17 protein-coding genes are annotated in these 16464 nt (G+C 35.6%); 6 read left to right on the top strand and 11 right to left on the bottom strand.

Features of this window, described 5'->3' with window-relative positions:
• From HRT72_01905 to HRT72_01885, 5 genes are all read left to right on the top strand, one after another.
• A partial coding sequence (locus HRT72_01905; GenBank protein ID NQY66467.1) for an aminotransferase class III-fold pyridoxal phosphate-dependent enzyme occupies positions 1–289 on the top strand: 289 nt, incomplete at its 5' end.
• Positions 290–376: 87 nt separating this feature from the next.
• Positions 377–955: an RNA polymerase sigma-70 factor gene (locus HRT72_01900; protein ID NQY66466.1), complete on the top strand. Its 579-nt coding sequence runs from the start codon at positions 377–379 to the stop codon at positions 953–955.
• A 45-nt stretch (positions 956–1000) separates the two neighbouring features.
• Positions 1001–2008: a FecR domain-containing protein gene (locus HRT72_01895; GenBank protein NQY66465.1), complete on the top strand. Its 1008-nt coding sequence runs from the start codon at positions 1001–1003 to the stop codon at positions 2006–2008.
• 138 nt (positions 2009–2146) lie between these two features.
• Entirely contained in the window at positions 2147–3454 is a 1308-nt protein-coding gene (locus HRT72_01890; GenBank protein NQY66464.1) for an STN domain-containing protein, read from the top strand.
• A complete protein-coding gene (locus HRT72_01885; protein NQY66463.1) occupies positions 3451–5361 on the top strand; it encodes a T9SS type A sorting domain-containing protein in 1911 nt (636 codons plus the stop codon). The genes HRT72_01890 and HRT72_01885 overlap by 4 nt, the downstream gene beginning before the upstream one ends.
• Before the next feature lie 6 nt (positions 5362–5367).
• Here the strand turns inward: HRT72_01885 and HRT72_01880 are convergent, their stop codons facing one another.
• The 5 genes from HRT72_01880 to HRT72_01860 form a co-directional block, all read right to left on the bottom strand.
• Positions 5368–6480 (bottom strand): beta-lactamase family protein, encoded by a 1113-nt coding sequence (locus HRT72_01880; protein NQY66462.1) that lies wholly within the window; start codon positions 6478–6480, stop codon positions 5368–5370.
• A 190-nt stretch (positions 6481–6670) separates the two neighbouring features.
• Entirely contained in the window at positions 6671–7357 is a 687-nt protein-coding gene (locus tag HRT72_01875) for a hypothetical protein (GenBank protein NQY66461.1), read from the bottom strand.
• Between the two features lie 36 nt (positions 7358–7393).
• Positions 7394–9079 carry a gamma-glutamyltransferase gene (gene ggt / locus HRT72_01870; GenBank protein NQY66460.1) on the bottom strand — a complete coding sequence of 562 codons (1686 nt, stop codon included), beginning with the start codon at positions 9077–9079 and terminating at the stop codon, positions 7394–7396.
• Positions 9080–9161: 82 nt separating this feature from the next.
• Positions 9162–9539, bottom strand: a complete 378-nt coding sequence (locus HRT72_01865) for a response regulator (protein ID NQY66459.1) — start codon at positions 9537–9539, stop codon at positions 9162–9164.
• 22 nt (positions 9540–9561) lie between these two features.
• A complete protein-coding gene (locus HRT72_01860; GenBank protein NQY66458.1) occupies positions 9562–9777 on the bottom strand; it encodes a HAMP domain-containing histidine kinase in 216 nt (71 codons plus the stop codon).
• Between the two features lie 120 nt (positions 9778–9897).
• On the opposite strand from HRT72_01860, the gene HRT72_01855 reads away from it, so the two are divergent.
• Positions 9898–10062, top strand: a complete 165-nt coding sequence (locus HRT72_01855) for a hypothetical protein (protein NQY66457.1) — start codon at positions 9898–9900, stop codon at positions 10060–10062.
• Position 10063: 1 nt separating this feature from the next.
• Here HRT72_01855 and HRT72_01850 read toward each other — a convergent pair whose 3' ends face one another.
• From HRT72_01850 to HRT72_01825, 6 genes are all read right to left on the bottom strand, one after another.
• On the bottom strand, positions 10064–11773 hold the full coding sequence (locus HRT72_01850; GenBank protein NQY66456.1) for a SulP family inorganic anion transporter: 1710 nt from the start codon (positions 11771–11773) through the stop codon (positions 10064–10066).
• 71 nt (positions 11774–11844) lie between these two features.
• On the bottom strand, positions 11845–12138 hold the full coding sequence (locus tag HRT72_01845; GenBank protein NQY66455.1) for a hypothetical protein: 294 nt from the start codon (positions 12136–12138) through the stop codon (positions 11845–11847).
• 121 nt (positions 12139–12259) lie between these two features.
• Positions 12260–12463, bottom strand: coding sequence for a hypothetical protein (locus HRT72_01840; GenBank protein ID NQY66454.1), 204 nt, complete (start codon positions 12461–12463; stop codon positions 12260–12262).
• A gap of 171 nt (positions 12464–12634) precedes the next feature.
• Entirely contained in the window at positions 12635–13465 is an 831-nt protein-coding gene (locus HRT72_01835) for a GntR family transcriptional regulator (GenBank protein ID NQY66453.1), read from the bottom strand.
• Between the two features lie 29 nt (positions 13466–13494).
• Positions 13495–15144, bottom strand: coding sequence for a glycosyltransferase family 39 protein (locus HRT72_01830; protein ID NQY66452.1), 1650 nt, complete (start codon positions 15142–15144; stop codon positions 13495–13497).
• A gap of 497 nt (positions 15145–15641) precedes the next feature.
• The coding region (locus HRT72_01825) for a gliding motility-associated C-terminal domain-containing protein (GenBank protein NQY66451.1) at positions 15642–16464 on the bottom strand (823 nt) is incomplete at its 5' end.

Genomic DNA, 16464 nt, shown 5'->3' with positions numbered 1-16464 from the left:
TACTTTAAACTCTTGGAAAGACAAGTACGACATCATTGGAGATGTTCGAGGATTGGGCGCAATGAATTTAGTTGAGTTTGTTAGCGACAGAGAAAACCGTACTGCCGACATGACTATTCCTTTGAACATTATCAAAAAAGCTGGCGCAGAAGGAATCATCTTAATTCGCGCTGGAATCTTATCCAACTGCATCCGTTTAATGCCTCCATTGGTTATCACCGATGAGCAATTGGATCAAGGATTGGATATTTTAGGAAGAGCTATTGAAGCAGTTAATTCTGAACAATAAGAGGAATACGAAACCCTCATCTCTTTCTTTTAACCACTACTCTATATTAGTAGTCATTTTAGTACATTAGCTTCATTGATATAGCGTGTGAAGATAGATAACGATAACATTGGCAAGTACCTTAAAGAAGGGCATGACGACGCTTATGAATTTATCTATAACAACTACTATTCATTTCTGGTTGACACGGCATATCGCATTTTAAGGGATCTTCCGCAATCCCAAGACATCGTTCAAACGGTAATTCTTGCTGTTTGGGACAAACCTCAAAATATTCAAGAAGACCAGAATATATTTGCCTATTTCAACAGAGCCGTACATAATAGGTGCCTTAAATTTATTCGTGACACCGGAAGAAAAAACAAACGAAAAGAGCGCTATTTAGATTCTGTCGAAGATCGGTTTGAATTCGATGCAATGGCCGAAAATGAGCTTCTTACCATCTTAAATAAAGTACTAGGAGAATTAAGTGAGAAGCAACGCAATGTTTTTAAATTAAATCGTTTTGAAGGCTACACGTATAAAGAAATAGCAGAGCATTTAGAAATACCACAAAAGACCGTGGAGTATAATATGAGCGTTGCAATTAAGAAGGTTTACGCAGCAATGGAAAACTATTTACACCTGTTGATAATTGGACTAATTAATATTTTAAATATCCTTTAGGGTATAACCAAAGGTTAAGGGTATAGGAGACATATTACAGAATAAATGACACAAGAAGAATACATTGAACTAATTGAGAGGTATTTAGTAGAAGAATCTACTGAAGAAGAATCTAAAGAACTCATTGAACTAATAAGTTCTCGAGATGAGATTAAGGCCACTTACCTTAAGATGAAACGTGTCATCGAATTAAGCGAAACAAACGAAATTGTTAAGCAATTAGATGCGCAAGCCGAATTTGAAAAATTCAAAAAAACAAGGTCACTTAAAGAATCGAAGGTCATACAAATGCCATCAGGAATGAAGACAATTCGAATTATTCTTCGAGCTGCGGCTGTTATCGCACTAGGAGGTTTACTGTGGATGATCGGTATTAAGGAGCCTAACCCAACTATTATGGTTGCTGAAGCATCTAGTGAAAGCAGTCTTGAAAAAGCTTTAGCAGATGGTTCTCAAATAACTATTAATACAAATTCCGTTTTAAGCTATCCAGAAGTATTTGATGAGAACATCCGTTTAGTTCGATTAGAAGGCGAAGCATTTTTCGACATCGAATCAAATAAAGACAAACCTTTTGTAATTGAAGTGGGTGATCAAAGAGTAATGGTTACAGGAACACAATTCAACGTCAATGCAAATAACATAGATTCAATCGTAGTTACAGTAAAAAAAGGCAGTGTTCTTTTTTACAACAAGAATGACGAAGTAGAATCTATTTCGAAAACTAATTTACTTACGGCCGAAATGAAGGGGACTAAGCTGGCAAGCAATTCAAACTTTCTCTTCTCCAATAATGAAAATATAAACTACCTGTTTTGGCAAGATGGGCAAATTAAATTCAGAGATAGTCCTCTGCAAGATATTGTTGCGTTGTTAAATAGCAAATGGGAGTTGAACCTCGAATTAAAAAACGCAAATAAAAATACATGCAAGCTTACGGTAAGTTTTGACAACAAAGACATTTCTTACATTCTTCAACTACTTGAGCTTACTCTTGATATTACAGTCGAAGAAGAAGGTGACAAAATAATAATTGATGGCCAAGGCTGCTAAAAGATAGGTTTCTCTTCTTTTAACCAGATAGCAAACTGGAAATATCCGTACCTTCAAGCTTGTAATTAATCAGTATAAGCATTGAAAATAAAATCCTGCCTTTCTTTTATCTTTCTACTATTCACTTCAATTGGAGTAATGGCTCAATCTGATTTACTAAAAAACACGAAAGTAACCATATCAGTTAAAGACACTCCTCTTTACGAGGTAATAGAGAATCTGGAAAAACAAACAGGTATAAAATTCTCCTATTCAGGATCTTTATTCCCAGAGAGTAAAAAAAGCTCGATAAATGCTAGTGTTGAATCAATTGAGGATGTCTTGAACAGATTATTTAGCGATTACAATATTGAGTTCACCGAATTTCACGATCACATTATTATTAAAAAACAGAAAGGGAAAGTATCCATTTACAAAACGAAGGAGCCCTTTAAGGCTAAATCCAGTTCCCAAGCATCTACTTCAGTGCAAGAAGTGAAGCGTGAAAAGCCAAAAACAAATGCCAGTGTACCCAAAAATCGAATTTCTACTAATCAGGACACTTCCAAATATATTTCTTCAAACAATCCTGCATTTAATTTTGGAGCAGGTATCAGAACAACCTGGTCGTACACAATAAGGCAGACTAATTTGATCGTTGATTTAATAATCAACGATTCTTCTTCACATAAAAAAAGACGTCGTCAGAAATTCAAAATTGCTGAATCCCATATTTCTACAAATACCAATATTGCTTATTTGTTTCCTTTTTCAGGCGTTACTAAAAAGACAACAAACAATATTGAGTTCTCTCAACAATTTGGACCTATATACACCGGAGGTGTAAGTGGCATGTTCCATTACAATAAATGGGGAATCGGCATAGGTATTAACTGGAGTATCTTAACGAATAAGTTAGATGCTAATTTCTCTATTGACTCAACTGTTTATAAAGAACTTACTATAATTGCTACTTCATTTGATATGACAGTTTCTGATGACGCATTTATTACCATATATGTTCCAAAAGATACTAGCTTTTACAAAGACACATTAGTTACACATAGAACCAAGAGTAAAACATACTATCATTATCTAGAATTTCCACTTACTGCTAGCTTTAAAATCTTATCTCTTCCAAAATCTAACCTAGCGATTTCGGTATCCTATCTACCTGGATTACTTACAGAGACAACCAACAATATTTTAGATTCTACCGGGTTTTATTCCACTCAACCCAAAAACTCCGTTTACAAATACAGTTCTGCGTTGTCTTTGGGATTAGTGAGTAATTTGGTAATAGGTACTAAATGGGAATTAGGCTTTTATACTTCTTATAAGAAATACCTCTCTCCAATTTTAATTGATACTTACTTTCCAAAAAACAAAGGGAACTATGTGAGCATGGGCATGCACTTAACTTACAACTTCAGAAATAAAAAAGATTTAACTCCAGCGATTAAATGAAATTTAAGGTCCTCTTCTTATTGCTTCCCTTCATATTTATACTTGATTGCGCATTTGCAGGTAATGAGATCTGTGATAACGGAATCGACGATGACTCTGACGGTCTTATCGACCTAAATGACAAAGTTGATTGTGGCTGTAGCGCTTCGTCATCTGAGGTACTCAGTGTCTTGCCAAACTCATTCTTCGAAGACGGGGCATGCCCAGACGAATACGACCTGTTATCAAATTTGGATAGATGGAGAAACCAGAGTATTTATGGAGAAATGGAAGCAAGAGCTGACTATATTAATACGTGTGATTGGTTACCAAGCCAGATTAGCAATACTGGATTATTCCCTTTTCCAAACGATCCGAATGGAAATACATCTAACGGAATAGTTGCAGCGATATGGTACGAAAACTGGAGAGAAGGTTTTGGTGTTTGTTTGGATAACAAACTACATGAAGATGAGTTCTACAAATTCGAATTCGATATTGGGTGTTCTACTTCTAATTACGATCAAAATGGTTTAGGGAATAATTGCTTTGGTAATTTCCCAGATGATTTTGATCCAATCGACGTTACACTTTATGGCAATATACAGTGCAACACTCTTCCTCTTGCTAATTACAATAATCAATGTCCAACCAGCGCCCCTTATAATTGGATTGAATTAGGAACCATTACTTATGACCCTCAGACGTCTTGGTCAAGATTGAGCATCTCCTTTCAATCCCCTGCAGATATTCTTAGCATTCTCGTTGGTGCTCCTTGTAATTTATCTGGAACAAATTATTTTATCGCAAATTTTGATTGTCAAAACTATTTCGTTTTTGACAATTTTATTTTGAATGGAGACACTTCCTCATTTGAAACAACTATACAGAGCACTGGGAACCTATGCACTTCAGACTTGGTTCTTAGTGGAACTCCTGATACTGTATCAAGTAATAACTCCTACCAATGGTATAGAAATGGAATTGCAATTCTTGGTGAGAATACAACTCAATTAAATGTTTCTGCCAATGGTTTAGATAGTGGTACATATGCATTACGTTTTGGATTTGCAGGCCCAATTAATAATTGCTCCGAATTGTATGTGGCATCATACGAACTAAACGTTGCGCTCAGTTCGGTGAATCAAAACTCGAGCTTAGACTGCGATGGACAAGTAAATGCTCAAATAACTAACGGGGTAGCCCCTTATGACATAATATGGTCTACAGGCACTACCTATTCGAGCTTACCCGAAGGTGTTCTTACTAGTGAAGTAGACTTATGTGCAGGCCTGTACAATGCCACGGCTTCTGATAACAATGGTTGCTTAGATACAGACTTTATTAACGTAGGCTTCAATTGCACAGACTCCATTACTGGAATGGTTTTAGGAGGCAATGAATCAATAAATGATGCTACAGTGTATTTGTATGACGCCAATAATACAACCCCAATTGCATCAACAACTGTTGATAATGGTTATTTTAGTTTCAATAATTTTTGTTTCGGTAATTATATCCTGAAAGGTGTTGCTGAGGGGTCACAAGCAAATCTATATGAAGAAACATATTATTTCAAAACTCTAGATTTCGAGGATGCGTTTCTAATTAACATGCTTGGCACCGTTTTTAACCTAAACGTAAATTTATTACCTACTGTCGGATTACAGGAAAGAGGATCAGCAGGAGTTCTAAGCGTTTCACCTAATCCAACTACCGATAAAATCACAATACGTTCTGAAAGTCCGAATTTTACTTTTTATAAAATTGAGATATTCAATAAATCTGGGCTTCGGGTCCTTGAGAAAAGCACCTTGAATCAAGAGACAGAGATTAATCTTTCGGAACTAAATTCGGGAATATATTTTGTAAGAATTACAACGAACGAAAAAACTATAAATAAGAAAATCGTTCTATTAAAGAAATAAAACCAGCTAAAGTTCGGCTTCTTCTCTTACCAATTCCTCTTCGTCTGTCTCCAAGATATCATTAATTACTGCCATCAAGATAGATGGATCTTGGTTTTGATTAGTAAGTATTGTAATTAAGTTCTTATTTGTGAGGTCTCTCATCATATAATTATGAAAACCTAACCAGTTTCCACCGTGCTCCAAAGTAATTACTCCCTCATAATTATATATATACACTCCAAAACCATAATCTCCTTTCCCTTGGTCGTTATTTAATCTATACGGTCTAGAAGCCTCTGCTAAAACTTCTCTTTTCACCAACTTCTCTGAATATAACGCCTGATCCCATTTGTAAATATCTTCAATAGTAGAAATAACCCCACCATCTCCTACAATACCATTTGTTTTATGAAAGTCGTTTTGCTTTTTATTCGCGTCGTATCCATTTACCTTATTATCTCCAGTGCCCGAAGCCATTAGTGTATTTGTCATATCCAATGGAGAAAAAATATTTTCTTGCATGAAGTCTCGGAATGAAATACCGGATATTTTCTCTACAATTAAAGGAATCAATACATAGCCTAACTCGCTATACTCCCAGCTAGTTCCTGGTTGAAAGTGGACCGGTGGTGCCTTCTCTACTACTAATTCTAATACGTCTTTATTATAAAACAGCTCCCCTTCTTCTTTCTCAATTTCTTCTAACATCCACATATAATCAGGCAACCCACCTATATGCTGCAAACAATGTCGAATTGTTATTCCCTTGTACGGAAGTTCAGGTAGATACTTCGAAATGTCATCATTAAATCCTAAAAGGCCTTTACTTTCTAGGATCATTACAGACATTGCTGTCATCTGGAGACTTAAACCGCAAAGTCTAAATCTAGAATCGACCTGCAAAGAGTCTTTCTTTTCAAAATTTGCAAAACCAAAGCAATCATTAAATATGATATCATTCCCCTCGGTGACTAATACACATCCATTCAATAAGTTTTGCTTGTGCATTAGTTTTAATGCAGAAGAAATTTTCTTTGATTTCACATTCGATTTGGGAGAAGTTGAAATCTCTATTTCTCCGCCACAACCTACTAATATGAAAATTATTATTATAAGGGAAACTCCTTTCTTTACCATCTACTCTTCTTGCTTTGGATCAGCAAGTTATAAATTAGCCTTTAGAAATCCTTGGACGAAGGAAGTATTTTTACACATTTATAATCCATTCGTATTCCTTGGACCTTGGCAACTCAAGCTCTACAACACACATTGGTAACACATACAACCTCTTTTAAGTCTCATTGCGCAGGATAGATTCCGAAAAAAATTACAAAATTCTGAAATTCAACGAGACTATTCCTCCATAATTGAGCGGTGTAGTGTCGATTATTGCTTTATCTAATTCATTAAAGTTCTTGACAACATATGGCTCCAAAGAAATGAACATCGCTTTAGAAAGATCTATACCAATTATTAGACTAAACTTACCGGCAAAAAGCAAATTCGCGATGACACTATTCGTAAGTTCTGAAATATTATTAGAGGCGATTTCGCTACCATCTCCCATAATAGAAAACTCATTATTCTCTAAATTAACACTAGTCATAACTCCAATACTTGGAGATATATGAAAACTATTCTTTCCTATTAATCTGTAATTAAAGCTCAAAGGTATATCTACAAAGTCAGCTAATAGAATGGATTCTTTTGGCATCTCCGCATCACCATCAATTGATGAAGTCCAATTATAGATAAGCTTATATCCCTTTTGTGAAAAATATGCACCTGCACTAAATCTCACTTTAGAAACAGGTCCGAAATTTAATCGCATACCAATGCTATAGCCATCTGTTTTTGAAAACTGGTGTTTGAAATTATCTATTGGGTTATCGAAAAATTCGTAGTCGTAAACATCTATCCCCCCGCCGAGTCCAACATAGAATTTACTCTGCTGTGCAAATATTGATAGTGGAAATAAAAAGTACAGAAGGAAACTTAAACTCTTAATTTTCATTATATATATTACGTAATTATTAATTAGATGTTGGCTTTAATAACCAGCAGCTTGACCATCCTTTCGTGATTCAGACGCTCCGTAATACACTCTATCTTTCACTAATATTGCTTGAAATCCCCCAAAGTCTCCATTCCTAATCTCTACTTTATGGCCCATATTTAATAGTTCTCTTATTGTCTCTGATTCGAAACCAGATTCAACAAACAAAGAGGATTCATCCGATAACTCATTATTAATTATCGTTTCAGAGCCAATGTGCATTATTCTTGGAGCATCACCAGCTTCTTGTAAACCCATATTAAAGTCTATTAAGTTTATTACAAATTGCACCTGACCAAGAAACTGCATATACCCACCATCTATACCAAAGCTTAAGTAAGGTTCTCCTTCTTTAGTAATAAACGACGGAGATAACGTATTAAAAGGTTTAACAGAGGCTTCATATTTACCAGTATGCCCTTCAGTTAATGAGAAAGAAGCAGCCCTGTTTTGCAAAACAAAACCCATTCCCTTTGGGGCGATACCCGAACCTAAACCCTTATAGTTACTTTGAAATAAAGACACAATGTTCCCCTCTTTATCTGCTACGGTAAGATATATTGAATTCCCACCTTCTATCTTATGATTAATACCGAGTGGGGTGGAAACTTTCTTTTCATCCATCAATAATCTATTTTTAGAAGCATACTTTTTAGAAATTAATTTATCTACTTCACTTCCTTTTATTTTTGTATTTCCATGTAATTTCGCACCATCATTGCCAGCTATTTTTTTTGCTTCAACCAATAAATGTAAGTAACTAGCACTACCATATCCCATGTGTTTAATTTCATAGTCTTCCAATAAATTCAACGTTTGAAGCATTGATATTCCATAACCACGATTTGGCAAAGCCCAAACTTCATATCCTCGGTAGCTAGTAGAAACTGGCTCTAACCATTCCGATTGATGGTTTTCTAAATCTTCTACAGATAAAAATCCATTGTTTTCCTGCACATGTGTAGCCATAGCTTGCGCAACTATTCCTTTATAAAATGTGTCTTTGCCCTCCTTAGCAAGGAGAGAAAATATTTTCGACAGATTAGGGTTCTTAAGAATATCACCTTTAGACCATTGTCCATTTTCAGAAGAATAAAGCTCTTTTATATCTAGGTAGGAATGAAGCCTCTTAACCTCCGANTTCAATTCGTGGGCAATAATCTCAGACAATGGGAACCCATGCTTTCCGTAGGAGATAGCAGGATTCAGAATTTTACCCATCGATAGTTTCCCAAATTTAGAATGAAGCTCAAACCAACCATCCACGCAGCCCGGAACAGTAATAGATAAAGCTCCTTCCTCTGCTATATTATTTATTTTATTCTCCTTGAGATAATCTACCGTAAGGTTTGCCGGAGTGCTTCCGCTTGCATCTAAACCATGTAATGTTTTTGATTTAGCATCCCAAACTATAGCAAATAAATCTCCTCCAATACCAGCACCAGTGGGCTCCATTACACACAAAGCAGCATTAGCTGCTATTGCTGCATCAATGGCGTTACCTCCTTTTTTAAGAATATCTAAAGCAATTTGAGTCGCCAAAGGCTGACTTGTTGCAGCCATCGCATGATTCGCTACAACTTCAGACCTTGTAATAAATGATTTTCCAACTGGCCTGTCTTGAGCATTGGCGAGAAACGAAATCAGAAACAGAAAAATAAGGATACCAGAGTTTTTCATTCTTTTCACAATAATGTATTGCGCGAACTTAGGAAATTATACGCTATGAAAAATCAAATGTACTTATGGGCCGGAAAGGATACTATATATCAAGTAAGTTTTCTTTAGCTAAAGGCTTGGTTATATATGCTACTATTTCATCAAACTCTTTGCTTTTATCTTGATCTATTACACTTGATGAAGAAGTTAAAAGGAAAAACCGCATGCCTTTTCTTAAATTTTCAGATAGGAGCTTAAACTCTGCAAGAAACTCAAAGCCATTCATAATAGGTATATTGATATTGAGGATGATTAATTCAGGAATTAAGTTTACATCTAATGGAGATGTCTTATCAATAGCAATAAAGTCCTTGAGAGCCTCTACAGCATTATTAAAAACAACAATATCACAATCGCCTAGATTCTGCTGTATCAGCTTACTATTAATGTAATTTTCGACTTCATTATCATCGATAAACATTACCTTTTTCTCTGAGCTCCCATTATGATGCTATTGAATTAGTAGGTATAATGAATTGAAAATCGGTATGCCCTGGTCTACTTATAAATGATATTGTACCATTTAATTTCGCGATCGCGTTTTTAACAATATATAAACCAAAGCCACTTCCTTTCGATGTAACGTTTCCTCTATAATACATGTCGAATATTCGTGATTTAATCTCTTCTGGAATTCCAGGACCATTATCAAAAAACATTAAATACTAAATCATTCTCTCTTTGGATTAACCTTACTTTAATACCGGGTCTTTCCTTAGAGGGCGCTTCCATGTCATGGTAGTTAATCGAATTCTGAATAAGGTTCTGAAAAACTTAAGATGGTCGCTTCCTACGCTGCTATGGCTTCTATATTTTTGCCTATAGGCTTATTTCTAAAAGGCGCATTCTCTGTAGACGCACCTATAGGAATGATAGGTGTATTAGGCGTTACTGTTTGCTTGGCAACTATGATAATGGGAGCTTTTAAAACCCAGCAAGCTTAGGTTAACTTTTCGATTTCTTGGATTCCAGAATCTCTTCGGCGATTTTCTTAAACCCATTTTCGCCGTCTAGATTCTGCTTAAGCCATTTTAAGCATCCACTAAAGTTTGAGAATAGAACTGTTTCTGGAATAAGACCAGGTACAACATTTATCCCTCGTAACATGTCTAGTGGCTGATCTTTAATTCCTGAGATCACCACTATAATACCTCTCCTTTCTAATTCCAGAATCGATTCTTCCATAGCATAAAGGCCAGACTGGTCCATAAAAGGCACCTCTCGCATTCGAATTATCACCAATTCTACTTGCGGTAGTTTTTTAATCATTTGATTAAAATCACTGGCAAAGCCAAAGAAAAGTGGGCCGTCTAAATGCTTGATATAAATTTTATCTTCAATCTCATCCGGAATTTTATTCTCATCCTTCCAAGGCATTTCTTTCTTAAACTCCTTAAGTGCAGCCACTTTAGAGTCCTTTTCCATTAGATCTCCCATTTTTTTCATAAATAGAATGGAAGCCAAAACCATTCCTATAGCAACCGCATTAATCAAATTACCAAAAACCGTTATTATGAGAACTACTATCATAATAACGGAATCAGCCTTAGGCACATGTCTTAAATGTTTAAGTCCTTTATAATCAATTATACCAATACCTACAGTAATTAATATACCGGCCAATACACTTAATGGAATAAATGCAGCCAATTTACCTAACCCCAATAAAATCATTGCGAGGAGTAAGCCATGAATAACCCCAGAAATCTTGGTACGACCTCCAGCATTTACGTTCACTACTGTTCTCATTGTAGCACCAGCTCCCGGGATACCTCCAAAAAAAGCTGCGGCGACATTACCTATACCCTGTCCGATTAATTCTTTATTACTATCGTGCTTTGTCTTGGTTATGTTATCTGCAATAACGGATGTCAGGAGCGAATCAATTGCACCTAAGGCAGCAAGCATTAAACCATATTGAAAGGCAAGGATAATTACATCCATTTTGATCGTAAGAATACTACCTAATTTGAGTGAAGGGAAACCATCTGGTATTTCACCAATCAAAGGTGTATCCCATTGCAGAAAATAACAAGCAGCTGTACATATAATAAGGGCTACCAAAGTACTCGGCACTGCCTTGGTGATTTTCGGGAATATATAAATTATTGCTATTGCTACTCCACCTAATACAAATGATTCGTAGTTGATCTTCGAAATCGACCAAGCGAACTCAATAATAATATCCAATGTACCTTTAGGAGATATCAAACCAAGAAATGGGAATAATTGAAACAAGATAATAATCACTCCTATTCCGGTCATAAACCCTGACAACACAGGATAAGGAATATACTTAATATACTTTCCAAATTTCAAAAGGCCAAATACAACTAAAATCAAGCCTCCAAAAACAAAAGATGCTATAATAAGTCCCAAGCCCTCTGCAATACTCCCCGATGATTCAATCGCAGAAGTGACTACCATAACGGAAATTACGGTCATCGGTCCAGTAGGACCACTAATCTGAGTATCTGTTCCTCCAAAAATAGCAGCAAAGACACCCAATATCATTGCACCATACAGACCCGCTTCAGCACCCATACCAGATTGAACTCCAAATGCCAAAGCAAGAGGTAAAGCAACAACACCGGCAGTTATCCCTCCAAAAGCATCGCCTTTGAAATGACTAAAATCAAAAAAAATATTTTTCACTCAGAAAATTATTTGTATTGGTTAAATGTTAAAATGAGAAGTTTAATCCGCTAGATATTAGCAACATTAAATTAACATTCGGGAGGTGGAGTGAATACCTCAGATGTGAAACTTAAGAGTAAGCTTCCGTGCTTTGCAAATTTAAAACCGCCTGATACCAATTGAGAAGAGTCATCTTTCTTTGTTGACATAAGACTCTTAATTTCGTCAGACTTATCTTTCGATTCTTTGCCTTTTTTTTCAGACCAATCGCTTTCTATTTCATATTCCAATTCATTATTATCTACAAAAGATATTGTAGAAAATAGCGTAGGCAATAAAAATGCTATCGCGAGTATATATGTATGTAAACCTGAAAAGCTCATTACTCAAATATACACACAATCGTTGAACTTTCGATTCAATACGAAATATCAACGTGTATTTTAAAAAAGAAAGTATTTCATGCAGTTCGATTTAACTGCATGTATTTGACAAATGAAGGATTTACTTTTTATCGTTCATCCATTTACCGCTTTTAGTTTCACCTAAAACGATAACATCTTTAGACCTTGCAAAGTCTTTGATAGCTTGATTCATTTCATCTTCAGTATCTCTACGAAGTTTAACTCCAGATCTTGATCCTTTATTTCTTACTTCAATATACCAACCGTCTTTTAGTACAATCGGTTTAGTAGGTGGTCTTCCCATAGCTTCTTAAACTTATTATGGATATTAATAGTTATGCGTATTGTTTGGCAATTATATAAATTTTAATTCGACTATTCCAAGTATCTACAAACAGTTATTAACTAAATAATTGTTAATGAATAAAAAAATGCCTTTTCGCCCAAAAATAAGCCCTACCCTAACTGAATGAGGCTAGAGCATTTTTATTTCCTTGTCTCCTAATTCTATTAATTTCTTCTTATACAAAGCGCCAATTGCCTGTTTAAATGCCTTTTTACTAATTCCAAGTTGCTCAGATATTTCATCTGGTGAACTTTTATCATGAAGAGCTAGAACGCCATTATTATTTTTTAATTTTTCTATAATCATCTCTACATTACTAGAACTTGCATTTCTATAACCAAGTGGCTGAATCGAAACATCCAACATGTTTTCGTCTCTTATTTTCTTTACATAACCTTTTAAAGAATCCCCTTTCTGCAATTCTTGAAACACTTCGTTATGGTATACTAAGCCAATATGTTCATGATTAACAGCTACGTTAAATCCAAGATCAGAATGCTTAAGCACAAATAAGTCGACTTGATCGCCTTCAGCTACCTCTATTGTTTCGTTTTGCAAATACAATTCATACATAGTGCTTCCAAAAAGACTGTTGCTTTCTTCATCTAAATCAAGATATACAATTCGCCTGTCGCCTGGTTTCATTTCAAAACCAGTTTCCTCTTTCGGAACAAATAAATCATCTTTTAAACCCCAATCAACGAAAGCACCGTCGTTATCAACAGATTTTATGGTTAAATAGGCAAACTCATAAAGAAATATTTTAGGATCTGTATTAGTCGCAACAAGTCCACCTTCTTGGTTCTTATAAATAAAAACTTCCAACTCATCTTCTAGATCAAAAGAATCAGGACAACTTTCGTTAGGCAATAGTACTTGCTCTCCTTGGCTATTCTCCAAGAACAACCCAATAGAGGTTTCCTTCTTTATCTTCAGTATATTAAATTGCCCTACATCCATTTTACAAATATTTTTATGCTGAAAAATTCTTAAATAGTAACTTCTAGCAAGTACCTTTTCTTTACTTTTTGAGACCTTGTTTCCACATCCAAGAACTTCTTGTTCAATTTAGTAATTCGAAAATGGTCGAACTCATTAAGTATAGAATATTTAAAGCCCTCTTTTTTTAATATTGACATAAATTCATCATCACTAAATACATAGTTTTTACCATTCTGCATCCACTCTTCGTATTTATCTATCTCATCAACGCTTACAATCTTATTTGACGAGTAGTACTGCAAGTCATAATAGTTTAATCCTGGGGCTACGAGTAGATCAGCCGAAGGATGATCATCTTTCATTATAAAAGCAACCTGAGAACCAGACTGATACTTTAAGAGACCGGGATAAAATCCAGTATTTAGATATGCTCCCAAAAGCAATCCGACAATTGTCCCAAAGATTACTCCTCTATATTTAATATTAGAATACAACGTATTGAATAAAATAATTGCAGCTATCAATCCAATCATAATTAACAATCCAATAATGAAATATTCGGGTTGAAATAGATACTCAACTAAACCAATCGCGAGAACAGCTGCAACAGCATATACATTTATTGAAATATTGGTAATTCGAACGATAATCTTATTCTCCGAATCCCCAATAAGTAACGCGCCAACTGATATAGCTAAGAATGGGAATATAATATTTGTATAGTGAGCAAGCTGGAAACTGGAAACAGAAAACACAATAAACATGACTAAGAAACCAAAAAATGTCACATACTCTTTTACTTGCTTCTTCCCAATAATTGCCCTTGCCGTTTTATACAAAGAAGTGAATCCCAAGATTGCCCATGGTGCAAAAGCCCATAACATCGTATGTATAAAAAAGGTTGGATCCCCTTTTCCTTTTATAGGACCGCTATTAAAAAACCGTCCCAATTGACTATCCCATAAGAAGAATTGCAGCCCAGATACATTTGTATTACCAAAAACTATTTTCTCAGGATGCAGATCGAATTGTTGATAAACAGCATACAATTCAGGCAAAGTAAAAATCATGGTAATTGCAAATAAAAAAGGCCATCTAATGCTAATTAATTTACCAAAGTCCTTTTTCAGCCAAACATCAAATAAGACGGCCGAATAAATTATCACTAGCACAAATACTCCTTTCGTCATTACAGCAGCTCCACAAAACCCCGCCGCTAATATTAAGTTTCGAATTGAAAAAGAAGCGGATAGTAAATAGGTGTAGTAGACGGCACCCATTACCAAACCGAGTAAAATCGCCTCGGCTCGCGTATCATTATTTGATATTATTAAATGTAAGGAAGACCCCATTATAAGAACAGCAGATTGTGCTACATCGTACCCATACAAGCGTTTTGCTAATTTATAAGTATAGCCAAGTCCCATAAAGAAAAACAATATCGAAGGGATTTTATAGGCAAACGTATTGGATCCAAATATTTCGATAGACAAGGCACAAACCCAAAAAGGGAAGTGTGGTTTATCCAACCAGTCTTTTTCGTAAACAAATAAATCCCAATAATTCCCAGATGTCACCAGTGACTTAGAAATCATGGCGTACATGGATGAATCTGCACTAAAGATATTGCAAAGCAGCCCTGCGAAGTTTACAATAACAACAGCAGAAAATAGACTGATAAATGTTTTCTTATTCAAATGACTAGGCTAATCCAACAAAATTACAAAACTCAAAGTTGAACTCTGTATTCAAAAATAATATTTGACTATCAACCTCCTATGGGAAGATCAATAATGCTTATAACTAGATGGACGATTGAAATCTGTCTTTATAGACATAAATCTTTAATCTATTCATGCTCCATATGGCATACGAAATGCTGTTGACACACTAAATTAGGTTATCTATCGATTTTTTGTTCTTAAAACAGACATCCACCGTAAACCTAATATGAAACATGAAGACGTACCGATAAATAAATCAATTTTAAAAACCATAGGAATAGCGTTCATCCTATGCACATTACTACTTTCCGTACCGTTGTTACATTCTTTATTTCAGCCCGCTGAAAAAATAATACATATTGAAAAAAGTAAAATATTACCAATTCTGGAATACGATGGACAGATGGAAAAAATAATAAAGCTATGGGCTGAACAGAGAGTCGAATGGGCTTTTTTGTTGAATAAATATTCTACCTAATAATAGTTACACTACCAGCTACTGTCTCTACACTTTCATCGTCCATGTCTGCACGATTAACTCCATCGAAGCCTCTTGCTGAGATTACATAGAAGTAAACTCCATCTGGTACTTCCTCGCCTGATATTGTACGTCCGTCCCATGCTGCCTCTGGGTTCTCCCAGTGATATAACTTCTCACCCCATCTGTTGTAGATATCGCCAACAAACGTTTCTAAGTTACAATGTCTAATCATTTCAAAATAGTCGTTTACGCCATCATTATTCGGAGTAAACACATCTGGGATGTATAGGCAAGATACCGTTCTTACGTTAAAGGATACACTATCCGAAATTGGACAGTAGCCATCTCTTGTTACAGTTAACTTCGCATAGAAGGTAATTGGCATCAGATTCTCGAATGTGAAGTATGGCATACTATCGCCTTCTGCTTCTCCAACCTCTGTTCGGATCATATCGTCAGAGTCTACATCTTCTACAGCACTCCAGTATTCCCAAATGTTCTCCTCGTACCTTGTGTTATAACTCTGATCTACAAACTGTACAAACAGCGGACCTTCATAATAACCATCCGATAATGGATCCTCTGGATCGGGTAGCCAATCGAAGTAAGCTCTAACCGAATCTGGTCTCCTTATCGTTAAGGTATCCCAAGCGATACAACCCTTATCATCGGTTACCGTTACGCCATAAACTCCATCCGCATATTCACCTAAGGTGTTATAACCACATACTCCTGTTCTTACATGAGGATCAACCCAATATTTATCTCCGTCATCGTCCAGCTCCCATGCTCGTGGATGCGAGATACTAGAA

The organism is Flavobacteriales bacterium (assembly GCA_013214975.1).
In the GTDB taxonomy this organism is placed as follows: Bacteria; Bacteroidota; Bacteroidia; order DT-38; family DT-38; genus DT-38.
Note: the sequence above shows the minus strand (reverse complement) of the source record. Positions and strands in the feature narration are given on the sequence as shown.